Origin of the sequence: Saccharopolyspora sp. NPDC049426 (genome assembly GCF_040676935.1) — a bacterium.
Classification (GTDB): domain Bacteria; phylum Actinomycetota; class Actinomycetes; order Mycobacteriales; family Pseudonocardiaceae; genus Saccharopolyspora.
This window is the reverse complement of record NZ_JBFAPZ010000011.1, coordinates 239,164-259,994: the sequence shown is the minus strand read 5'-3', so window position 1 is coordinate 259,994 and position 20,831 is coordinate 239,164. Positions and strand designations below refer to the sequence as shown.

General features: G+C 69.8%; 23 protein-coding genes and 1 tRNA gene. 19 read left to right on the top strand and 5 right to left on the bottom strand.

The genetic code is table 11. From position 1 onward, the window contains the following. Positions 1–84: 84 nt before the first annotated feature. From AB0J78_RS24295 to AB0J78_RS24265, 7 genes are all read left to right on the top strand, one after another. The gene (locus tag AB0J78_RS24295; RefSeq protein ID WP_363792714.1) at positions 85–810 is read left to right on the top strand and encodes an RDD family protein; all 726 of its coding nucleotides are present in this window, start codon (positions 85–87) and stop codon (positions 808–810) included. Positions 811–813: 3 nt separating this feature from the next. After that, complete coding sequence (locus AB0J78_RS24290; protein ID WP_363792712.1) at positions 814–1,254, top strand: DUF2752 domain-containing protein; 441 nt, start codon at positions 814–816, stop codon at positions 1,252–1,254. Positions 1,255–1,298: 44 nt separating this feature from the next. Further along, entirely contained in the window at positions 1,299–2,111 is an 813-nt protein-coding gene (gene recO / locus AB0J78_RS24285) for a DNA repair protein RecO (protein ID WP_363792710.1), read from the top strand. Between the two features lie 61 nt (positions 2,112–2,172). Continuing rightward, positions 2,173–3,003, top strand: a complete 831-nt coding sequence (locus AB0J78_RS24280; protein ID WP_363792708.1) for an isoprenyl transferase — start codon at positions 2,173–2,175, stop codon at positions 3,001–3,003. A gap of 3 nt (positions 3,004–3,006) precedes the next feature. Beyond that, positions 3,007–3,432 (top strand): hypothetical protein, encoded by a 426-nt coding sequence (locus tag AB0J78_RS24275; protein WP_363792706.1) that lies wholly within the window; start codon positions 3,007–3,009, stop codon positions 3,430–3,432. A 207-nt stretch (positions 3,433–3,639) separates the two neighbouring features. Then, positions 3,640–4,584 carry a permease gene (locus tag AB0J78_RS24270; protein WP_363792835.1) on the top strand — a complete coding sequence of 315 codons (945 nt, stop codon included), beginning with the start codon at positions 3,640–3,642 and terminating at the stop codon, positions 4,582–4,584. Further along, positions 4,584–5,285, top strand: a complete 702-nt coding sequence (locus AB0J78_RS24265) for a TIGR03943 family protein (protein WP_363792704.1) — start codon at positions 4,584–4,586, stop codon at positions 5,283–5,285. Before AB0J78_RS24270 ends, AB0J78_RS24265 begins: the two co-directional genes overlap by 1 nt. Positions 5,286–5,518: 233 nt before the next feature. Here AB0J78_RS24265 and AB0J78_RS24260 read toward each other — a convergent pair whose 3' ends face one another. Both AB0J78_RS24260 and AB0J78_RS24255 read right to left on the bottom strand, forming a co-directional pair. After that, a complete protein-coding gene (locus AB0J78_RS24260) occupies positions 5,519–5,944 on the bottom strand; it encodes a Fur family transcriptional regulator (protein ID WP_363792702.1) in 426 nt (141 codons plus the stop codon). After that, the gene (locus AB0J78_RS24255; RefSeq protein ID WP_363792833.1) at positions 5,941–6,300 is read right to left on the bottom strand and encodes a metalloregulator ArsR/SmtB family transcription factor; all 360 of its coding nucleotides are present in this window, start codon (positions 6,298–6,300) and stop codon (positions 5,941–5,943) included. Before AB0J78_RS24255 ends, AB0J78_RS24260 begins: the two co-directional genes overlap by 4 nt. Before the next feature lie 278 nt (positions 6,301–6,578). Between AB0J78_RS24255 and AB0J78_RS24250 the strand changes: the two genes are divergently transcribed. The 6 genes from AB0J78_RS24250 (at position 6,579) to AB0J78_RS24225 (ending at position 12,625) form a co-directional block, all read left to right on the top strand. Further along, a complete protein-coding gene (locus AB0J78_RS24250) occupies positions 6,579–7,964 on the top strand; it encodes a glycine--tRNA ligase (RefSeq protein ID WP_363792700.1) in 1,386 nt (461 codons plus the stop codon). 88 nt (positions 7,965–8,052) lie between these two features. Then, positions 8,053–8,706: a YdcF family protein gene (locus AB0J78_RS24245; protein WP_363792698.1), complete on the top strand. Its 654-nt coding sequence runs from the start codon at positions 8,053–8,055 to the stop codon at positions 8,704–8,706. A gap of 262 nt (positions 8,707–8,968) precedes the next feature. After that, entirely contained in the window at positions 8,969–10,243 is a 1,275-nt protein-coding gene (locus tag AB0J78_RS24240; RefSeq protein WP_363792696.1) for a deoxyguanosinetriphosphate triphosphohydrolase, read from the top strand. 175 nt (positions 10,244–10,418) lie between these two features. Next, positions 10,419–10,604 (top strand): hypothetical protein, encoded by a 186-nt coding sequence (locus tag AB0J78_RS24235; protein ID WP_093420954.1) that lies wholly within the window; start codon positions 10,419–10,421, stop codon positions 10,602–10,604. A gap of 283 nt (positions 10,605–10,887) precedes the next feature. Next, positions 10,888–11,979, top strand: a complete 1,092-nt coding sequence (locus AB0J78_RS24230; protein ID WP_363792694.1) for a serpin family protein — start codon at positions 10,888–10,890, stop codon at positions 11,977–11,979. Positions 11,980–12,058: 79 nt separating this feature from the next. Then, positions 12,059–12,625, top strand: coding sequence for a carboxymuconolactone decarboxylase family protein (locus AB0J78_RS24225; protein ID WP_363792692.1), 567 nt, complete (start codon positions 12,059–12,061; stop codon positions 12,623–12,625). 43 nt (positions 12,626–12,668) lie between these two features. Here AB0J78_RS24225 and AB0J78_RS24220 read toward each other — a convergent pair whose 3' ends face one another. Beyond that, on the bottom strand, positions 12,669–13,562 hold the full coding sequence (locus AB0J78_RS24220) for a sigma-70 family RNA polymerase sigma factor (protein ID WP_363792690.1): 894 nt from the start codon (positions 13,560–13,562) through the stop codon (positions 12,669–12,671). A 69-nt stretch (positions 13,563–13,631) separates the two neighbouring features. On the opposite strand from AB0J78_RS24220, the gene dnaG reads away from it, so the two are divergent. From dnaG to AB0J78_RS24190, 6 genes are all read left to right on the top strand, one after another. After that, positions 13,632–15,524, top strand: coding sequence for a DNA primase (dnaG, locus tag AB0J78_RS24215; protein WP_363792688.1), 1,893 nt, complete (start codon positions 13,632–13,634; stop codon positions 15,522–15,524). After that, positions 15,521–16,048, top strand: coding sequence for a hypothetical protein (locus tag AB0J78_RS24210; protein WP_363792686.1), 528 nt, complete (start codon positions 15,521–15,523; stop codon positions 16,046–16,048). Before dnaG ends, AB0J78_RS24210 begins: the two co-directional genes overlap by 4 nt. An 81-nt stretch (positions 16,049–16,129) precedes the next feature. Then, entirely contained in the window at positions 16,130–16,891 is a 762-nt protein-coding gene (locus AB0J78_RS24205; protein WP_363792684.1) for a trans-aconitate 2-methyltransferase, read from the top strand. Positions 16,892–17,003: 112 nt separating this feature from the next. Then, positions 17,004–17,076 (top strand) — tRNA-Asn (locus AB0J78_RS24200). Between the two features lie 102 nt (positions 17,077–17,178). Then, positions 17,179–17,748 (top strand): thymidine kinase, encoded by a 570-nt coding sequence (locus AB0J78_RS24195; protein ID WP_363792682.1) that lies wholly within the window; start codon positions 17,179–17,181, stop codon positions 17,746–17,748. 82 nt (positions 17,749–17,830) lie between these two features. Beyond that, positions 17,831–18,031, top strand: coding sequence for a DUF4177 domain-containing protein (locus AB0J78_RS24190; RefSeq protein WP_210971473.1), 201 nt, complete (start codon positions 17,831–17,833; stop codon positions 18,029–18,031). Position 18,032: 1 nt separating this feature from the next. On the opposite strand, the gene AB0J78_RS24185 is transcribed toward AB0J78_RS24190, so the two are convergent. Together AB0J78_RS24185 and AB0J78_RS24180 are read right to left on the bottom strand one after the other, a co-directional pair. Further along, positions 18,033–19,181, bottom strand: a complete 1,149-nt coding sequence (locus tag AB0J78_RS24185) for a magnesium and cobalt transport protein CorA (protein WP_363792680.1) — start codon at positions 19,179–19,181, stop codon at positions 18,033–18,035. Between the two features lie 131 nt (positions 19,182–19,312). Next, the gene (locus AB0J78_RS24180; protein WP_363792678.1) at positions 19,313–20,176 is read right to left on the bottom strand and encodes an SAM-dependent methyltransferase; all 864 of its coding nucleotides are present in this window, start codon (positions 20,174–20,176) and stop codon (positions 19,313–19,315) included. Between the last annotated feature and the right edge of the window lie 655 nt (positions 20,177–20,831).

Genomic DNA, 20,831 nt, shown 5'->3' with positions numbered 1-20,831 from the left:
GCACGCGCGTCTGAGCTACGTTTCCGATCGGCCTCGCAGCGGGCCGGAGACTCCCCGAAAAAACCTGGAAAAAGGACTTCTGTCGTGAACTACCCCTACGGCGGCCCGCCGTCCGGTCCGCAGCAGCCCTACGGCGGCCCGCCCTCGGGCCCGCAGCCGCAGCAGCCCTTCGGTCCGCCGTCGGGCCCCCAGCCGCAGCAGCCTTACCCGCCGCAGCAGGGCTACCCGCAGCAGTACCCGCCGCAGCCCTACGGCGCGCCGGGTGCCCACCCGGCCGGTCAGCTCGCCGAGTGGGGAACCCGAGTGCTCGGTTACCTGATCGACGGCGCGATCCCCGGAGCCGTGTTCTTCCTGCTGTACATCATCTCCGGTTTCATCATGGGTGCCGTCGCCAGCGGTGGTGACGAGGACGCGGCGATGACGGCGTTGATCGTCGTCGGGATCATCATGGGCCTGCTCTACCTGGGTCTGCTGGGGTTCACCATCTGGAACACCTGCTACCGGCGCGGGAAGACCGGGCAGACGCTCGGCCAGAAGGTCGCCAAGATCAAGACGGTCGGCGAGGCCACCGGTCAGCCGATCGGCTTCGGCAACGCCTTCCTGCGCCAGATCTGCCACGTCGTGGACTCGGCGATCTGCGGTCTGCCCATCGGCTGGCTCTCCCCGCTGTGGGACGAGAAGAAGCAGACCTGGGCGGACAAGATCGTCAAGACCGTCGTGGTCGTGGTCCCGGAGGGGCAGCAGGCCCCGCAGGCACTCGGCTACGGCCAGCCCCCGCAGCAGGGCTACGGCCAGCCGCAGCAGTGGTGACCCTTGACTGACGTCGATGCCGGTGCGGGACGACCCGCGCCGGCATCGTTGTTTCTCCACCGGATGCGCTTGCCCGGTGCGTCGGTGCTGGCGGGCTGCGCGGGCGCCGCGCTCGTGCTGGCCGCCGATCCCACCTCGGACGCCGGTTTCCCGCTGCCGCCGTGCCCGATCAAGCTCCTGACCGGCTTCGACTGCCCGGGCTGCGGCGGCACGCGGATGCTGTTCAGCCTCCTGCACGGCGACCTCCCCGCGGCCCTGCACTACAACGCCCTCGCCGTGCTGCTCCTGCCGCTGCTCGCCTGGTCCTGGACGGCGTGGGTCGCCGGCCGTCTCGGCCGCCGCCTGCCGACGTGGACTCGTTGGCGCTGGTCACCGCAGGTCCTGCTGGCGGTGGTAGTGGCCTGGGTCCTAATCCGCAACGCCGTCCCCGCGCTGCGCACCTAGGGACAACTCGCCTGCTCGTCACCCCGAAGTGCGAAAATGGACCGGTGAGCCTCTACCGGGATACCGCGGTCGTGCTGCGGGTGCAGAAGCTGGGTGAGGCGGATCGGATCATCACGCTGCTGACCCGGCGCTACGGCAAGGTGCGCGCGGTCGCCAAGGGCGTGCGCCGGACGACCTCCCGCTTCGGCGCCAGGGTCGAGCCGTTCTGCCACGTCGACGTGCAGCTCTACACCGGTCGCACGCTCGACGTCATCACCCAGGTGCAGACCGTCGACGCCTTCGGCGTGCAGATCGTCGAGGACTACCAGCGCTACACCGCCGCCTGCGCGGTGCTGGAGACCGTCGACCGGCTGGCCGCCGAGGAGGGCGAGCCGGTGCTGCGCCTGTACCTGCTGGCCGTCGGGGCGCTGCGCGCCCTGTCCGGGCGGGACCGCGATTCCTCGCAGGTGCTCGACGCGTTCCTGCTGCGTGCGATGTCCTTCGCCGGCTGGTCACCCGCGCTGACCGAGTGCGCCCGCTGCGGGCAGGGCGGTCCGCACGCCGCGTTCAACGTGCAGGCCGGTGGCGCGGTGTGCGCGACGTGCAGGCCCGCCGGTTCGGTCAGGCCTTCGGCGCTGACCTTGCCGCTGATGGAGGCGCTGCTGCACGGTGACTGGGACACCGCCGAGGCCGCCACCGGACCGGTTCGCCGGGAGGCCAGCGGTCTGGTCGCCGCGCACCTGCAGTGGTACATGGAGCGGCAGTTGCGGTCGTTGCCGTTGGTGGAGCGGACCGTTCCCGAGCTGATCCGCGAACGCGCTTCGGAAGCGGCGCTGGTCGGAGCCGCGGACGGGGAGAGCGGGCGGCCGCTGAACTGATGATCGAGCTCGGCGGGGACAATGGCCGCGCACGTCGAGCACGCCGAAGGAGAACCTGGATATGTTGCGACGCCGTGGGCGAGGCAAGGACGACCCGACCGTTCGGGCACCTGAGCCGCACTCCTCGGGGGCCAAGCCGCCGGCGTTGCCGCCGGAGTTCGTGCCCAACCACGTCGCGGTGGTGATGGACGGCAACGGTCGCTGGGCCAACGAGCGCGGGTTGCCGCGCGTCGAGGGCCACAAGCGCGGCGAGGCGGTGGTGCTGGAGCTGGCCAAGGGCGCCATCGAGCTCGGCGTGAAGTGGCTTTCGCTGTACGCGTTCTCCACGGAGAACTGGAAGCGCAGCCCGGAAGAGGTGCGCTTCCTGATGGGCTTCAACCGGGACGTCATCGCTCGCCGCGTCGACGAGCTCGACGAGATGGGCGTGCGGGTGCGCTGGGCGGGGCGCAAGCCGAAGCTGTGGCGCAGCGTGGTCAACACCCTGCAAGCGGCCGAGGTTCGAACCGCTGGGAACGAAGTCCTCAACCTGACGATGTGCGTGAACTACGGTGGTCGGGCGGAGGTCGGCGACGCCGCGCGGGAGATCGCGCGACTGGCGGCCGCCGGGAAGATCAACCCGGAGAAGGTGGACGAGCGCACCATCGCCAAGTACACCTACCAGCCGGAGATGCCGGACGTGGACCTGTTCATCCGACCGTCGGGCGAGCAGCGGACGTCGAACTTCCTGCTCTGGCAGTCCGCCTACGCCGAGATGGTCTTCCAGGACACGCTGTTCCCCGACGTTGATCGCACGCACTTCTGGCAGGCGTGCGAGCAGTACGCGCGCCGGGACCGCCGCTTCGGCGGTGCAATCGATCGGTCGGCGACAGCCACGTCGGCCCAGGAGGGCTAATTGATGACCCAAGAGGCCGCTACCACCGCGCGGTTGATGACCGCGGCCAAGGAAGCGCTCGAGAACTACCACGACGTGCACGTCGACGACGACGGTGCGCTGACGTTCAGGCACTCCGAGGTGCCGTGCGCGGTTCAGGCGATGCAGCTGGCCGAGGGCCTGACCGTGCTGAGCCTGACCTGCGTCGTCGCGTGGGACCTGCCCGCGGGTGACGAGCTGGCGCAGTCCGTCGCCGAACGCGCGGGCCAAGGACTGTTCGGCACGCTGGGCGTGGTGCGCACCGAGCGGGGCGTGGACGTGACGCTGCGGTACGCGTTCCCGGCGGAGGGCATGGACCCCTCGCCGCTGGGCACCCTGCTGATGCTGGTCGTCGCGACGGCGTCGCAGCTGCGCTCGGAGCTCCTCGCGGAGTCCGAGGGCCCGGTCTGACCCAGCGGAGCTCGCTTCTCCGCGCGAACCGAGAGCACCCGCGCGGGTGATGCCGTGGTGTGTCGGAACCCCGGGTGAACTGGGGTTTCGTCACACCGGGGGCCGAGCCCGCAACGATGCCCTCGCGGCACTGGCACGATTGCGGCCGTGACCGAGATCGTCGAGCCGCAGCGGACGCGCCGTCCCGTGATCACCTCGCTGGAGGTGATGTGCGGGCTGCTGGTGCTCGCCGTGATCTTCCAGCCGCAGCTGACGGCGGTCCTGGACGTGCCCGCGCTGCGCACCGGATCGACCGTGTTCGTCGCCGTGTGCGTGCAGGCGATGCCGTTCCTGGTGTTCGGCGTGCTGGTCAGCGGCCTGATCGCGGCGTTCGTGCCACCGCGCGTGCTGCACCGGGCCCTGCCGGCGCGCACGGGAGCGGCGGTACCGGTCGCCGGGCTCGCCGGCGTGGCGCTGCCCGGCTGCGAGTGCGCCTCGGTGCCCGTGGCGCGGCGGCTGATGCAGCAGGGAGTCGCCCCGGCGGCCGCGCTCGCGTTCCTGCTGGCCGCACCGGCGGTGAACCCGGTCGTCCTGGTCTCCACAGCCGTGGCGTTCCCCGCCGACCCGTGGATGGTGCCCGCCCGCTTCCTCGGCTCGTTGCTGACCGCCTGCGCGATGGGCTGGCTGTGGGCCAAGCTCGGACGCGCCGAGTGGCTGGCCGAGCGCGCGCTGCGCCGCGTCGAAGCGCATCAGACCCAAGGAGGTCGGTGGGCGGTGTTCGCCGAGTCCGCGCGGCACGACCTGGTGGAGGCCGGCGGCTTCCTGGTCCTGGGCGGGCTGACCTCGGCGGTGTTCAACGTCCTGGTGCCCGCGGCGTGGTTGGAGACGCTGGGCGGTCAGATCGTGCTCGGCGTGCTGGTCATGGCCGTGCTCGCCGTGGTGCTGGCGCTGTGCAGCGAGGCCGACGCGTTCGTGGTCGCCTCCATGCCCGGCCTGCCGCTGCTGCCGAAGCTGGTGTTCCTGGTGGTCGGTCCGGCGGTGGACCTGAAGCTGATCGCGTTGCAGTCCGGCGCCTTCGGCCGCCGCTTCGCCGCCCGCTTCGCACCGGCGACGTTCCTGGTCGCGATCGGATGCGCGTGCGCCGTGGGCGCCGTGCTGCTGGGAGGTGCGTGATGCGGCGGGAGAGCCAGAACATCCTGCTGGTGCTGCTCGGCGGTGCGCTGCTGAAGATCTCGCTGACCGGCGACTTCCTGCGCTACGTCAAACCCTCGCTGCAGCCGTGGCTGATCGCCGCCGGGCTGGTGATGATCGGGCTCGCCGGATTCGCCATCGTCCGCGACGTCCGCGCCGGGCAGGCCGTGGACCAGCACGAGCACGGCACCCGCAGCCCCTGGATGCTGCTGCTGCCGGTGTTCGCGATCTTCCTGATCGCCCCGCCCGCGCTGGGCTCGGACTCGGTCACCCGCGACCGCGCCGCAGGCGCCCCGGCGGCCCCCAGCCAGGCCCGGTTCCCCCCGCTGCCACCCGGCGAGGCGCCGACGCTGAGCATGTCGGAGTTCCTGACCCGCGTGGTCTGGGACGACACCGGCGAGCTCAACCACCGGACCGTCCGCCTGCAGGGGTTCGTCGTGCACCCGACGCCGGAGACCACCCAGCTGGCCAGGATGCGGATCAGCTGCTGCGCTGCCGACGCCACCGCCGTCAAGATCGACCTCGCCAGCCCGCGGGCCGAAGGGCTCCCGGCCGACACCTGGATCGAGATCACCGGCCGCCTGCGCCCGGGCACGGCCACCGAAGCCAACGACTACGTCCCCACGGTCGATCCGCTCACGATCGAACAGATCCCAGCCCCACCGGACACCTACGAGTACTAGGAGTGGTGAGCGCTCGCTTTGCGTGGCGGTGCGGGTGGCGGAAACCCCCGAAGGGGAGAGCGCAGCGGCTTCGTGGACTCCGTGCGCCACTCCTGATGTATTCCGCTTACCCAAGGGGTGGACATCGGCGTCGCGGCGTACTCGCCACGAAGCCGCTCAGAACCCGCGGCGGTGCCAGTTGCCAGCGTGGTGAAAGAGGATGCGGCTCCGCCGCATGCCTTTCAACCAGTCCTTCAGTGGCCCTTGGCGGTGCAGTCCGGGCAGGTGCCGACGATCTCCACCGTGTGGCTGACGTCGGAGAAGCCGTGTTCCTGGCCGATGCGCTCGGCCCAGTTCTCCACCGGTGGGTCGGCGACCTCGACGGTGCGACCGCAGTGCCGGCACAGCAGGTGATGGTGGTGGTGGCTCGAACAGCGCCGGTAGACGGCCTCGCCGGAGGCGGTGCGCAGCACGTCGACCTCGCCGGCGTCGGCGAGCGTCTGCAGCGTTCGGTACACGGTCGTCAGACCGATGCCCTCGCCCTGTCGCCGCAGCTCCTCGTGCAGCTCCTGGGCCGAGCGGAAGTCGTTGACGTGGTCGAGCAACTGCGACACCGCAGCCCGCTGCTTGGTGGCGCGCAGTCCCGGTACGCCTACGGTGGGCTCCTGGCCGGTGGTCACGCTGTCTCCGTCTCCTGTCCGCCGTCGTCTGCGTCGTCGTCCGTCCGTGCGCGGGCGGTCTCCTCGGCGTGCGTCGCCGCATCCACCACGATATGCGCCAAGTGCTCGTCGACCAGCCGGTACATGACCTCGCGGCCGTGCCGCTCGCCGAAGACCACCCCCGCCGACTTCAACACCCGCAGGTGCTGGCTGATCAGCGGCTGCGCCACGCCCAGCGCGTCGACCAGCTCGTGCACGCAGCGCTCCGACGTGCGCAGCTGCAGCACGATCGCGATGCGCACCGGCGCGGCCAGCGCGCGCAGCAGCTCACCCGCGTCGTGCAGGACCCGCTGGTCGCGCACCGGAACCGGCCGCACGTCGCGGTCCGGCGAGTGGACGTGGTCCTCCGGCCGGTCCGGACGCGGAGCGCTGCTCTGGCCGGGGGCCACGCCATGACGTTCCACGCGCACCATCCTACGGGTAGCAGGTGAGCGCCCCGATCGGTCGATACCGGGTGCTGTCACCCGCCGCGAGCGGGTGGTCCCGCAGCGCTCACGGCCCGGCCGGGATGCGGAGCCCGCGCCATCGGTACGCTGGGAAACTCCAGCTCGACCGGCTGGTCCGATGTGTTTTCCAGTGAAATTCCGGAGTGAACGTGCCCGCCGACCAGATCGACACGATCGTCAGTCTCTGCAAACGCCGCGGATTCGTCTTCCCGTCCGGCGAGATCTACGGCGGTACCCGGTCGGCCTGGGACTACGGACCGCTCGGCGTCGAGCTCAAGGACAACATCAAGCGCCAGTGGTGGAAGCACATGGTGCAGGGCCGCGACGACGTCGTCGGCCTGGACTCCTCGGTGGTCCTGCCGCGCCAGGTGTGGGAGGCGTCCGGCCACGTCGGCGCCTTCCACGACCCGCTGGTGGAGTGCACCTCCTGCCACCGCCGCTTCCGCGCCGACCAGCTCGCCGAGGAGTACTCCGAGCGCACCGGCAAGGAGGTCACCGAGGACGACCTCACGGACGTCCCGTGCCCGAACTGCGGCAACCGCGGCCAGTACACCGAGCCGCGCGAGTTCAACATGATGCTCAAGACCTTCCTGGGGCCGGTGGAGTCCGAGGAGGGCATGCACTACCTGCGGCCCGAGACCGCCCAGGGCATCTTCGTCAACTTCGCCAACGTGATGACCACCGCGCGCAAGAAGCCGCCGTTCGGCATCGGCCAGATCGGCAAGAGCTTCCGCAACGAGATCACGCCCGGCAACTTCATCTTCCGGACCCGCGAGTTCGAGCAGATGGAGATGGAGTTCTTCGTCGAGCCCGGCGAGGACGAGCAGTGGCACCAGTACTGGATCGACCAGCGGATGCGCTGGTACACGGAGCTGGGCATCGACGCGAACAACCTCCGGGAGTTCGAGCACCCGAAGGAGAAGCTGTCGCACTACGCCAAGCGGACCGTGGACATCGAGTACCGGTTCCGCTTCGGCGGTCAGGAGTGGGGCGAGCTGGAGGGCATCGCCAACCGCACCGACTTCGACCTCACCACGCACTCCAACCACTCGGGCGTCGACCTGACCTACTTCGACCAGGCCAGCAACTCCCGGTACCGGCCGTACGTGATCGAACCGGCGGCGGGCGTGGGACGTCCGATGATGGCGTTCCTGATCGACGCCTACACCGAGGACGAGGCGCCCAACGCCAAGGGCGGTGTGGACAAGCGCGTCGTGCTCAAGCTGGACCGCCGCCTGGCCCCGGTGAAGGCCGCGGTGCTGCCGCTGTCGCGCAACGCCGAGCTCTCGCCGAAGGCCCGCGACGTGGCCGCGACGTTGCGCCGCAACTGGAACGTCGACTTCGACGACGCCGGTGCGATCGGCCGCCGCTACCGGCGGCAGGACGAGATCGGCACGCCGTTCTGCGTGACGGTCGACTTCGACACCCTGTCCGATCACGCCGTGACGGTGCGCGAACGGGACACGATGAGCCAGGAGCGCGTGGCCATCGACAAGCTGGAGGAGTACCTGGGCGCCCGGCTGATCGGTTGCTGAGCCCGATGCGGAAGTCCGGAGCACCAGGTCGATTTCGCTGCTGGCCCGGCCCGCTCGCGGCCGGTGGTGGATCTGCGAGGATGCCCCGGTGAGCGCACATCATCCCGCCCACCGGTCGCGGACCGGTCGCATCGTCGCGCGCGCCTTGGTCGGCGCGCTGCTGGTGACGATCCTGGTGGTCGGCGGCACGGCGGTCCGCGTGTGGCAGGTGGCCCGCGCGGACGACCGGCAGCCGGTGGACATCGTGGTGGTGCTGGGTGCCGCGCAGTACCACGGCAAACCCTCGGACATCCTCGAAGCGAGGCTCAAGCAGGCCCTCGGCCTCTACGAGGACGGGCTCACCGACTACATCGTCACCGTCGGCGGCCGCAAGACCGGTGACGCCTACACCGAAGCCCAGGCCGGCAAGAGCTGGCTGGTGGACAACGGCGTTCCGCGCGACAAGATCGTCGAGGTCGACGTCGGCAGCGACACCCTCGGCAGCATGCAGGCGGTGTCGGACCTGGCCGATCAGCGCCGCTGGGACAGCGCGCTGATCGTCAGCGACCCGTGGCACTCGCTGCGGGCTCGGACCATGGCCAACGACATGGGCCTCGAAGCGTGGGCCTCCCCGGCCCGCTCGGGCCCCGTGGTCCAGACCCGCGAGATCCAGATGAAGTACATCGTCCGGGAGACGGGCGCTCTGCTGTTCTACCGGCTGACCCACGCCCCAGCAGAACTAAACGGAGACGGCCTCGGATGAGCTTCTTCTTCTGTGGTCGTTCTGCGTAGCGGTGCGGGTGGCGGAACCTGAGGCGGTCCTCCTGCTCCGGGCGCGCCGACTCATGTATGCCAATACACCACGTCGACACGTCCTCACAGGAGAACCGCCTCAGAACCCGCGGCGGTGCCGGCTGAGTCCCGCACTTGAAGCAGCGGCTCAGGCTCGTGCTCGAGGTTCCAGTTGACTCCGTTTTCTGGGTCGTGGTGTGGGGTTGTCGTGTTCGGGGCTTAGCCTCACTGCGATGAGCTCGAAACTGGCCGGGTACGGCGAGCACGACCTCCAGCGGCTGCACCCCGAGGCGCCGAAGGAGGCCGCGTCGTCGCACCCCGACGACCGCACCCCGTTCGCGCGCGACCGCGCTCGCGTGCTGCACTCCGCCGCGCTGCGCAGGCTGGCGGGCAAGACGCAGGTGATGGGGCCGAACGAGGGCGCCGACGTGCCGCGAACCCGGTTGACGCACTCGCTGGAGGTCGCGCAGATCGGGCGGGGCATCGCCTCCGCGCTGGGCGCCGACCCCGATCTGGTGGACACCGCCGGTCTCGCCCACGACATCGGGCACCCTCCGTTCGGGCACAACGGCGAGCGCGCGCTCAACGAGCTGGCGGCCGGGCACGGCGGGTTCGAGGGCAACGCGCAGACGCTGCGGATCCTCACCAGGCTGGAGCCGAAGGTCACCGATTCCGGCGAGGTAGGGCGTGGCCTGAACCTGACCCGCGCCTGCCTGGACGCGGCGACGAAGTACCCGTGGCGCAAGCGGCCGGGTGAGATCAAGTTCGGCGTCTACGACGACGACCTGGAGGTCTTCGAGTGGCTGCGCGACGGCTCGCCGGATCACCGGCGCTGCCTGGAGGCGCAGATCATGGACTGGGCCGACGACGTGGCCTACTCGGTGCACGACGTCGAGGACGCGGTGATCTCCGGGCGGATCTCGTTGCGGGCGCTGACCGATCCGCAGGAGCGCGCGCAGATCGCGAAGCTGGCGGACGACCGGTTCCTGCGCAGCGGCGAGACCGCGCTGCTGGAGCAGGCGGCCGAGGAGCTGGTGCGCTGGCCGGTGGTGGCCGCGGTCCTCGACTACGACGGGACGCTGTCGGCGCAGGTCGCGTTGAAGCGGCTGACCAGCGAGCTCGTCGGCCGGTTCGTGGCCGCGGCGGTCGGTGGCACGGTGGCGCGCTTCGGGCCCGGATTGACCCGCTACCGCGCGGACCTGGTGCTGCCGGAGAAGGCCGTCGCCGAGGTGACGGTGCTCAAGGCGATGGCGGTGCGCTACGTGCTGCACGACGGCGATCGGCGGCGCATGCAGGCCAGGCAGCGGGAGCGGCTGGCCGAGCTCGTCGAGGCGCTGAGCGAGAGCGCACCGGCTTCACTCGATCCGGTGATGCACGATGCCTGGATGCGAGCTTCGGACGATTCGTCCCGATATCGGGTGGTTCTGGACCAGGTCGCGTCGTTGACGGATGCGCAGGCTGTGATCTGGCATGAGCGCCATGTACATAGCGTGTCCAAACCAATGTGACGTTAATCCGAATGGGGGTGAATGGATCTCGGGTCGTCGGGGAGAATCCTCACCCAGAGTGTCGACCGGCAGTTCTGTTGGCGGCATGTGCCCTGATCCCCGTACCGCGCGGCATCCCGAGCCGAGCGGCGGCGGCCCGTCGTTCCCCCGACGCCGGGCCGCGAGGAGACCCCGAATGCGCAACCGGCACTACATCCAGAAGCTCGTCGTCGGAGGCGAGCCGTACGTCAACGCGGACAACCTCGCCGACTGGATCAAAGATCTTCGCTGGCAGGACCCCGCGGGCCAGCGAGCCGCCGAGTACATCGCCCAGGAGCTCCGGCTCATGGGTCTGAGCGACATCGAGGAATCCCTCCGCTGACGACCCCTCTCGGTGGTCGTCTTGCTGGGCGGGGCGGGTAGCGGACACGTCTTCTGGCTCCGGGCGCCAACTCAGGTGCACGGCGTCCTCGCCAGCAGACTTGTCAGAACCGCGGCGGTGCGAGCTGCGAGTGGTCTTCACAGCTCGTGGCTGCGCCGCAGGCGCTCGGGAACGGGAAATCCGGCTAGAAACCGGGAGTGTTCGCGGACGGGTCCCTGCGCCGCGCTCTGGCAGACTCGGATCAAGCCCGAGTCTCCTCGACGCGGAACGGAGCCCTGCGGACGTGAACCACCACCTCGACTTCGCCCTGGCACTGCACGGGAAGCTGGCTCCGCCGCCGACCAAGACCTTCTGCTGGTCGCCGTACTCGGTGAGCAGCGCGCTCGGGCTGGCGGCCACCGCGACCGGTGGCAACACCAGGGAAGAACTCGTCGCCGCGCTGCGCGACGAGCCGGCGAACCTGCTGGAGCTGCTGGGCTCGGCCGCGGAGCTCGCCGCGGCTTCGGGTGAGCAGCCGGTGCTGGCGGTCGCCAACACCCTCTGGGCGCACGCGGACCTGCCGATCGAGGAGTCCTACCGGCTGGCGCTCAAGGACTGGCCAGGCAGCGCGGTGCGCAACGCCCCGTTCCAGGACGATCCGGAAGCGGCCCGCGAACTGATCAACGCCGACGTCGCCGAGACCACCCGGGACCTCGTCCCGGAGCTGCTGCCGACCGGCGCGGTCCACCCGCAGACCGTCGCGGCCCTGGTCAACGCCCTCTACTTGAAGGTCTCCTGGCGCGAGGCGTTCGAGAAGACCAAGACCACCCAGCGCTCGTTCCACGCCCCTGACGGCGACCGCGACGTGCCCACCATGACGGCCGCGCGGACCCTCGGCCACGCCGCCACCGACGGCTGGCAGGCGGTCGGGCTCCCGGCGGCCGGGGGAGTGGAAGCGGTCGTCCTGCTCCCCGACGGTGACTTGGCCACCGCCGAACCCGAGCTCACCACCGAGCGCCTGACCGGCCTGCTCGGCGCCTTGGAGCAGCGCAAGGTCGAGCTGTTCCTGCCGCGCTTCAAGGTTTCCGGCGGCGCGGAGCTCACCGAACCGCTCGGCGAGCTGGGCGTGCGGGACCTGTTCACCCCCGCCGCCGACTTCACCCCGCTGACCGACCGGTCGCTGCGCGTCTCGGAGGTGCTGCACGAGTCGGTTCTCGACGTCGACGAGGCGGGCCTGGAAGGCGCGGCCGCGACCGCGATGATGATGCGGCTGACCGCCATCGTCCGGGAACCCGAACCGGTGCGCGTCGAGGTGGATCGCCCGTTCCTGTTCCTGGTGCGCCACCGCGACACCGGCGCGCTCTACTTCCTGGCCCGCATCACCGATCCGAGCTGAGCTGTCACGCTCCGGCGACCTGTCTCGTCACTCCGGTGACGAACCCCGAAAACCGGGGTGGCGAGGAGGGAGCGAGCACATGCCGCGCATTCCGGGCGTGCCCACCAGCGAAGCGAACCTGCTGACCAGGCTCACCTACCGGTTCTCCCGGCGCCGCTACGGCGCGGTGCTGGACCCGCTGACCGTGGTCGCGCACCACCAGGGCCTGATGATGGCCGCCGGCGTGTCGGAGATGGCGCTGGAGAAGGCGGCCAAGGCGCTGCCGGCGAACCTGCGCGAGCTGGCGGTCTACCGGGTGGCCACCAAGATCGGCTGCTCGTGGTGCGTCGACTTCGGCACGATGCTGCAGCGCAACGAGGGCCTGGACATCGACCGGCTCAAGGAGATCGACGACTACCGCACCTCGGACAAGTACTCCGAGATGGAGCGGCTGGTGATCGCCTACGCCGACGCGATGACCGAGCAGCCCATGCAGGTCACCGACGAGCAGGTCGCCGAACTCGACCGGCGCCTCGGCCACAAGGGCATGGTCGAGCTGACCTACATGATCGCCGTGGAGAACCAGCGCACCCGCGTCAACCACGCGCTGGGCCTGACCGCCCAGGGCTTCACCAGCGGAGAGGCCTGCCGGGTGCCGATGCCCTAGATCCGGGTGGAGAGAGCGGCGCAGCCGCGACCACGAACGGTTCCTAGTGGAACTCCACGCGGGTCAGCTTGTCCGGGTTGACGATGTCGAACACCTCCGCTGGCCGTCCGTCGCGGACGGCCAGCGCGAACACCCGAGGCGCCACACCGGCGCCGTCGCCCGGCAGCATCACGCCTAAGTCGCCGTTGACCAGCACCGGACGTGCCTCGCCGAGCAGTTCCGCGCCGTACCTGTCGATGAGCCCGATGGCGAAGCGCGCCACCTTGTCGGCGCCGATGACCGGGCGTCGCGCGGTGCGGGCCTTGCCGCCGCTGTCGCCGTAGACGGTGGCCGAGGGGTGCAGCAGACGGGTGAGCGCGGCGAGGTCCTTGGCGGCCACCGCGGTCAGGAAGTCCTCCAGCGCCCGCTGCTGCTCGGGCAGCGGGACCCGCTCCGGCGGGGCGGCGTCGACCATCGTCCGGCGCGCCCGCGACGCGTGCTGGCGCGCGGTGGGAACGCTGCACCCCAGCACCTCGGCGATCTCGGCGAAGGGCACTTCGAAGCCGTCGTGCAGCACCAGCGCGAGCCGTTGGTCCGGCGGCAGCTCGTGGAGCACCCGCATCGCCGCCATCCGCAGGTCGTCCTGGCCCGCCACGATGTCGCCCGGATCGGAATCCACCGCGCTCACCAGCGGTTCCGGCAGCCACGGGCCGACGTAGCTCTCACGCCGCACGGCGGCCGAGCGCATCCGGTCCAGGCACAGCCTGCTCACCACGGTGGTCAGCCAGCCGCCCAGGTCGCGGATCTCGTCGTGGTCGGTGTCGGTCAGCCGCAGCCAGGCGTCCTGCACCGCGTCCTCGGCATCGGCGAGCCGTCCGGTCAGCCGGTAGCCGAGGCCGATCAAGCGGCTTCGGTGCCGGTCGAACTCCGCGGCGAGCGTGCTGGTGTCGGGCCTCACGCGATCGATTCTGCCGCACCGGGCGGACACCCGGTCGTGGCCGATCTCTTTGGCCCTAGACTGGGTGACGTGACAGGCAGGATCCGGGAGAGCGACATCGCCGAGGTGCGCGATCGCAACCGGATCGACGACGTCGTCGGTGAGTACGTCGCGCTGCGCAACGCCGGTGGTGGCGCGCAGAAGGGCCTGTGCCCGTTCCACGACGAGAAGACGCCGTCGTTCAACGTCCGCCCCAGCCACGGAACCTTCCACTGCTTCGGCTGCGGTGAGGGCGGCGACGTGATCGCCTTCATGATGAAGATCGAGCACCTCGGCTTCGTGGAGTCCGTGGAGCGGCTGGCCGACCGGGTCGGCCTCCAGCTGCAGTACGAGGGCGGCACGCCGGGCCCGAAGCGCGACCGCGGCAGCCGCTCGCGCATGGTCGAGGCGCACCGCCTCGCCGCCGAGTTCTACGCCGAGCAGCTGCGCTCGCCCGAGGCCCAACCGGCCCGCGAGTACCTGACCACGCGCGGTTTCGACGAGGCCGCCGCCCAGCGCTTCGGCTGCGGCTTCGCGCCCAGCGGCTGGGACAAGCTCACGAAACTGCTGCTGACCAAGGGCTTCGAGGTCGACGAGCTGATCAAGTGCGGCCTGTCCCGCGAGGGCAGGCGCGGTCCGATGGACCGATTCCACCGGCGGCTGCTGTGGCCGCTGAAGGACCTCGGCGGTGACGTGGTCGGCTTCGGTGCGCGGCGGATCTTCGACGACGACCCGATCGAGGCCAAGTACGTCAACACCTCCGCCACCCCGATCTTCAACAAGTCGCAGGTGCTGTTCGGCATCGACCTGGCCAAGCGGGAGATCGCCAAGCGCAGGCAGGCCGTGGTCGTCGAGGGCTACACCGACGTGATGGCCATGCACCTGGCGGGCGTGCCCACCGCGGTCGCCTCCTGCGGCACCGCGTTCGGCGACGAGCACATCTCGGTGCTGCGGCGGCTGATGATGGACGACGACGCCTTCCGCGGCGAGGTCATCTTCACCTTCGACGGCGACGAGGCCGGGCAGAAGGCGGCGATGAAGGCGTTTGACGGCGAGCAGCAGTTCGCCGGCCAGACCTACGTGGCCATCACCCCGGACAACATGGACCCGTGCGAGCTGCGCGAGGCGCAGGGCGACGCCGCCGTGCGCGACCTGGTGGCCCGGCGCAGGCCGCTGTTCGAGTTCGCCATCCGAAGCCTGCTCACCGACTACGACCTGGACTCGGTGGACGGCCGCGTGGCCGCGCTCAAGCGCACGGTCCCGCTGATCGCCCAGATCAAGGACCCGGCCAGCCGCGACGGGTACGCGGCCCGGCTCGCCTGGTGGGCGGGCTGGAACGACGAGAACCAGGTGGTCAGGCGGGTTCGGGAGAGCTCGGGCGCTCCGGTCCGCAAGCAGCGCCGCCCCCGCCGCGAGGAGAACCAGCAGTCGCTGGGCATGGACGTCGAGCTGCCGCAGCGCCCGCCGAGGCACGATCCCCGCTGGTTGCAGCGGGAGGCCATCAAGGCGGCTCTGCAGGTCCCTGCCCTGGCCGGTCCGCTCTACGACTCGCTTCCCGCCGAGGCGTTCACCGAGCCGGTCTACGCCGAGGTGCAGAAGGCGTTGCTGGCCGCCGGCGGCACGGCCTCGGGGCTGAGCGGGGCGGGCCTGGTCGACGCGGTCTCGCACCGGTGCGAGAGCCAGATCGGTGCCCGGCTGTGCACGCAGCTGGCGGTCGAGGCTCTGGAGTGGACGACCGAGGACGACCCGCGCTACGTGAGCGCGATCATCGCCCGGCTGCAAGAACGCTTGGTCAGCAGGCAGATCGCGGACATCAAGTCGAAGGTCCAGCGGATGTCGCCGCTGGAGGACGCCGAGGAGTACAACGCCCTGTTCGGCGACATGGTCGCCTTGGAGGGCTACCGCAAGGCTCTGCTGGACCAGGCGATGGGGACGACTCTGTGATCAAGAGGCTGCTGGCGAAGTTGAGCGGAACCGCCGAGGTCCCGGTGGACTTCCCGGGCAGCCTCGACCCCGATGAGCACGTCCTGTCCGTCGCGCCCTGCGAGGACGGCTCGGTGGTGGCCACCCACCTGGGGCTCTGGCTCCCGGAGGGTCGGAGGGTCGGCTGGCACTTGATCAGCAAGGCGGCCTGGGGCGGTGACGTGCTCACCGTGACCGAGGCCGAGGAGACCCGGCACGTCGACGGCGCGGTCTACCTGCGCGATCTGCGGCCTCAACGCCTGGCGCTGACCGGCGAGAGCAGGCTGCCGGACGTGGTCCACGAGCGCGTCAACCGCTCGATCCGGTCCCGCCATCACCGGGACCTGCCGGGTGGCGGCGCCTGGTTCATCCAGCGCAAGGTTCCCGGCCGCAACGGCATCGAGCTGCAGATCCGGCCCGACCCGGGCACGGACGAACCGGCGCTCGACCGCCTGGTCGGCGCGCTGGTGGAGAGCCTGCGGCAGTCCCGCGACCTGCCTTCCTGAGTTCGTTCCACCTCGAAACGTCCTCGACGCGATCGGACACCCGGTATACGGTACGGGCGTACTGCTAGCGGAGGTGGCGGAATGTGGGATCCCGGCAAGTACCTGACCTTCAGCGATCAGCGCGACCGCCCGGCCTTCGACCTGATCGCCAGAGTGCGCGCCGAGAGCCCCAGGCGGGTCGTCGATCTCGGATGCGGTGCGGGGAACCTGACCTCGCTGCTCACCGGCCGCTGGCCGGGCGTCGAGGTGGAGGCGCTGGACTCGTCGGAGGAGATGGTGGACGAGGCCCGCTCGCGGGGTGTTCCCGCGCGGGTCGAGGACGTCCGGGACTGGAAGCCGCAGCCGGACTCCGACGTCGTGCTGTGCAACGCGGTCCTGCAGTGGATCCCGGATCACGTCGAACTGCTGCACCGCTGGTTGTCCGAGCTGCCCAGCGGTGCGTGGTTCACCTTCCAGGTCCCCGGCAACTTCGACGCGCCGTCGCACGCCACCATCCGCGAGCTGGCCGCGGAGCAGCGCTGGCGCGGCAAGCTCGACGGGGTCCTGCGCCACGACGACGTCGTGCGCGGCCCGCTGGAGTACGCCGACGAGCTCGCCGATCCGGACGTCGAGGTCGACGCCTGGGAGACGACCTACGTGCACGCGCTGCGCGGGGACGACCCGGTGCTGGAGTGGGTGAGCGGAACCGCTCTGCGTCCGGTGCGAGCGGCATTGGACGACGATGAGTGGGCGGAGTTCCGAACCGAGTTGTCCCATCGCCTCTCGGTCGCTTATCCGAAACGGCCCGATGGCGTGACCTGGTTCCCGTTCCGCAGGGTCTTCGTCGTCGCTCACTGCGCGTGACCTGCACAGATGTTCGTGCTGAAGAAAATCGGGGGGTGCCGTGAAACGCCTTTGGGACATCCGCTAAAGTAGTTCCCGTCGGCGCGAGAGAGCGTCGACGACAAGAGAACATTCCTCCGTAGCTCAATCGGCAGAGCATTCGGCTGTTAACCGAAGGGTTACTGGTTCGAGTCCAGTCGGAGGAGCGCAAAGCCCAGGCCAACGGTCTGGGCTTTTTCGTTTCACCTCCCCGCCAGGACACGGGCCTGGGTACGCCGGGTGATCGGGTGTGGCTACCGTGTTCGGTCGTGGCGAAGCTCTACTTCCGATACGGGGCGATGAACTCCGGCAAGTCGACCGCGTTGATCCAGGTCGCGCACAACTACACCGAACGCGGGCAGCGCGTCTTCGTGGTCAAGCCCGAGATCGACACCAAGAGTCCCGTGGTGCTGTCGCGCATCAACGTGGAGCGGGAGGTCGATCTCGTCTGCGACGCCGGCACCGCCGTCCGGGACGTCGTGCTGGCGGCGGGGGTGCCGGACTGCGTGCTCGTCGACGAGGCGCAGTTCCTCACCGGCGAGCAGGTCGAAGACCTTTTTCGGTTGGCGGTGCTCGACGGGATCCCGGTGATCGCCTACGGGCTGCGCAACGACTTCCGCACCCGCGGCTTCCCGGGGAGCCTGCGGCTGATGGAGCTGGCGCACTCCATCGAGGAGCTCAAGACGATCTGCCGCTGCGGTCGCAAGGCGACTCTCAACGCGCGCACCGTCAACGGCGAGTTCACCCAGGACGGCAGCCAGGTCGCCATCGAGGGCGACGTCGGCTACGAATCCATGTGCGGCACTTGCTATCTGCGCAAGGTCGGCACGTTCGAGTGACCGGAGGCCGCCGGCGCGCGGAACTCCGCGGGAGCGCGCAGCGTTGACCGGTGGGGAACGTTCGGGAAACGGGGGAGCCGTCGTGGCGTACGAGTACAAGGTCGTGGAGCTTCGCGAGAAGTGGCTCGGCGGCAAGATGTCCGGTGACAAGTTGGAGAAGGTGCTCAACGACCACGCGGGCGAGGGCTGGCAGCTCAAGGCGATCACCGGCGCCGACGTGAGGGGCCGCATGGGGCCGGGAGGCGTCGAGGGACTGCTGGTGACCTTCGAGCGCCAGGTCTGAGCTAGAGCCAGTTCCGTCGCTTGAAGATGGTGTAGAGGCTGATGCAGACCATGAGCATCAGCAGGATCGCGAACGGGTAGCCCAGCGTCCAGTGCAGCTCCGGGATCACGTCGAAGTTCATCCCGTAGACCGTGCCGATCAGCGTCGGGGCGAACAGGATCGCCGCCCACGAGGAGATCCGCTTGATCTCCTCGTTCTGCGCGTAGCTGGCCTCGGTCATGCGCTTCATCTCCTCGTTCTGCGCCTGGGTGACCAGCGTGGCGTTCACGGTGAGGATGTTGTCGAGCATCTGCCGGAACCCGTCGACGCGCTCGGCGACGGTCGTGGCGTGGTCGGCGACGTCGCGCAGGTAGCGCTGCAGCTCCTCGTCGATCTGGTACTTCTCGAACCCGGCCTCCAGGCTGCGCAGGATCGCCAGCAGCGGCCGGGTCGCGCGCTGGAACTCGATGACCTCGCGGGACAGCTCGTAGATGCGCCGCGACACGTGCGGCTCGGAGTCGAAGACCTCGGTCTCGATCTCGTCGATGTCGTTCTGCAGCCCGGCGATGACCGGCGCGTACCCGTCCACGACGTGGTCGAGCACCGCGTAGAGCACGGCTTCGGGGCCGCGCCGCAGCAGGTCCTGGTCGGTTTCCATCCGCCGCCGCACGACCGACAGGTCGGGGGCCTGGCCGTGGCGGACGGTGAGCACGAAGTTCTGGCCGACGAACAGGTGCAGCTCGCCGAAGCTGACCTCCTCGACCTCGTCGAGGTAGGTGGCGGCGCGCAGCACGACGAACAACGTGTCCCCGTACCGCTCGATCTTCGGCCGCTGGTGAGCGACGATCGCGTCCTCGACCGCGAGCTTGTGCAGGTCGAACTCGTCGGCGGCGGCCAGCAGCTCCTCTTCGGCAGGCCGGTACAGGCCGATCCAGGCCATGGTCCCGTCCGCGCCGGGCAGCTGCCGGTAGGTCTCGCCGAGGCTCTCCGGGGTGGAGATGCGGACGCCGTGGCGGTAGATGGCGGTGTCGATCAGCGGCCGGTCGGCCAGTGGCCGCTCGTCGGCGGATCGGGGTTCCATCGAGTGCTCGGGCGCGGATTCCCGATGGGGCATCACCGGCTCGGGGTGCCTGCCGCGCCTGCGCAGCGGGCGGGGGCGCCATTCGGGCACGGGTGCCTCCCGAGGTCGTCGGGCGAGGTGATCGCTTCGAGCGTACCCAGCGGCGCCAGGTGCGTGCTGGTTCCGGGCAGACGTCGCAGCCGCCGCGACCAGCGGGTCGCGGCGGCTGCGAGCGGTGCTGATCAGGATTTGCGGGCGACTCCTGCCCACACGACCGAATCGTTCGGGCTGTCGAACTCGATCACCGGCGCGTTCGCACCGGTCTCCTCCGGGTGCCACAGCGGAGTCCAGGTGCAGCCCGGCTCCACGAGCTCGTAGTCGCCGAAGAAGGATTCGATCTCGTCGTGCGGACGCCAGATCACCGGTGTCGCAGACTGGTCGTACATCTTGCCGAACTCGGCCATCTCCCGCTTGCGCTTGTCCGGCACGTCGTCAGCGGTGCCGTGGGTGATCACCAGGTAGGAGCCCTCGGGCATCAGCTCGCGGAAGCGCGCGACGGCCTCCGGACCGATGTCCTCGCCGTTCGGGCCGGGCTGGGTCACGTGCAGGACGGCGATCAGGAGCAACGCGACCGGCTGCTCGACGTCGATGACGCCGCTCTCCTCGACCTCCTTCCACAGCTGGTCGGGTTCGCGCAGGTCGGCGTGCAGCACGTGGTGCCTGTCGGTGACGTCTTCCTCTTCGAGCAGGATGCGGGAGTGCGCGACGGCCACCGGCTCGTTGTCGACGTAGACGCAGTTGGCGTCGTCCACGAGCTCGTCGGCGACCTGGTGGGTGCTGCCCATCGTCGGAACACCGGAGCCGATGTCGATGAACTGGCGGATCCCCTGCTTGCAGAGGTAGCGCACCACGCGGTGCAGGAACAGGCGGTTGGCCTTGGCGGCGGGCGCGACGAACGGGTAGCGCTCCAGCGCCTTCTCGCCGAAGACGCGGTCCACCGCGTAGTTGGCCCGTCCACCGAGGTAGTAGTCGTAGACCCGCGCGACGTTGGGGTGTTCCAGGTCCACGCCTTCCGGCGCGAACATCTCCGCCTTCGACTGACTCACGGTTCAACCCCTTCGCGGTACGCGTACTGTCGTAACGCATGGTATCGATCACGTCACGCTCACTTGCGGGCGTAGTCTGCCACCGAACGGGTGCTCGGTCATGCACCCATCAGGTTGATTCCCTTCCGGTTAGCGGACGCCCGGGTGGGACGTCGGCTTCGCTCCGGCGATCCGGCGGGTTCGCTCGTCGGGCGCGGAGAAATCGCGGAATCGCATCGATGCCGCCCGTTCCCGGCCTCGGGAGTTCTCGCCTCGAATTCGCATTCGAACCAGGTCGATCGATTCCGAACGAGAATCGGGCGGTGCGATCCCGAACGTTGTTCGAAGCCCGATCGGCGGTTTCGGCGCAGTGCCACCCGGACGAAGATCAAAGGTGGCGGATGCGAGAATCATGGTGTGGTCGGCGGTGTTCCAGCGTGGCGGCACCCCGATCCATCAGCATCGCCGGTCCGCACGCCGCGGACCACCGGCCGGATAACGATCCAGGGTCGAAATGCGCGATGTCGTCCTGATTCGGCTCGCGGCCGACGGCTCTGGTGCGGATGATTCGTGTCAAGCCCTCGCGGCGCGCGGAGCCGCAGGGGCCGACCGCGGTGGATGATTCGATCGATTTCTGACCGAGACGAATTCGTGATGCGATTCGGCGCAACGGTTT

What these genes read in the sequence shown, in the direction of transcription:
- AB0J78_RS24235 (WP_093420954.1), top strand. Translation starts at nt 10,419, where the DNA reads ATGCGCAACCGGCACTACATCCAGAAGCTCGTCGTCGGAGGCGAGCCG.
- AB0J78_RS24270 (WP_363792835.1), top strand. Translation starts at nt 3,640, where the DNA reads ATGTGCGGGCTGCTGGTGCTCGCCGTGATCTTCCAGCCGCAGCTGACG.
- AB0J78_RS24280 (WP_363792708.1), top strand. Translation starts at nt 2,173, where the DNA reads ATGTTGCGACGCCGTGGGCGAGGCAAGGACGACCCGACCGTTCGGGCA.
- AB0J78_RS24225 (WP_363792692.1), top strand. Translation starts at nt 12,059, where the DNA reads ATGCCGCGCATTCCGGGCGTGCCCACCAGCGAAGCGAACCTGCTGACC.
- AB0J78_RS24205 (WP_363792684.1), top strand. Translation starts at nt 16,130, where the DNA reads ATGTGGGATCCCGGCAAGTACCTGACCTTCAGCGATCAGCGCGACCGC.
- AB0J78_RS24275 (WP_363792706.1), top strand. Translation starts at nt 3,007, where the DNA reads ATGACCCAAGAGGCCGCTACCACCGCGCGGTTGATGACCGCGGCCAAG.
- AB0J78_RS24240 (WP_363792696.1), top strand. Translation starts at nt 8,969, where the DNA reads ATGAGCTCGAAACTGGCCGGGTACGGCGAGCACGACCTCCAGCGGCTG.
- AB0J78_RS24265 (WP_363792704.1), top strand. Translation starts at nt 4,584, where the DNA reads ATGCGGCGGGAGAGCCAGAACATCCTGCTGGTGCTGCTCGGCGGTGCG.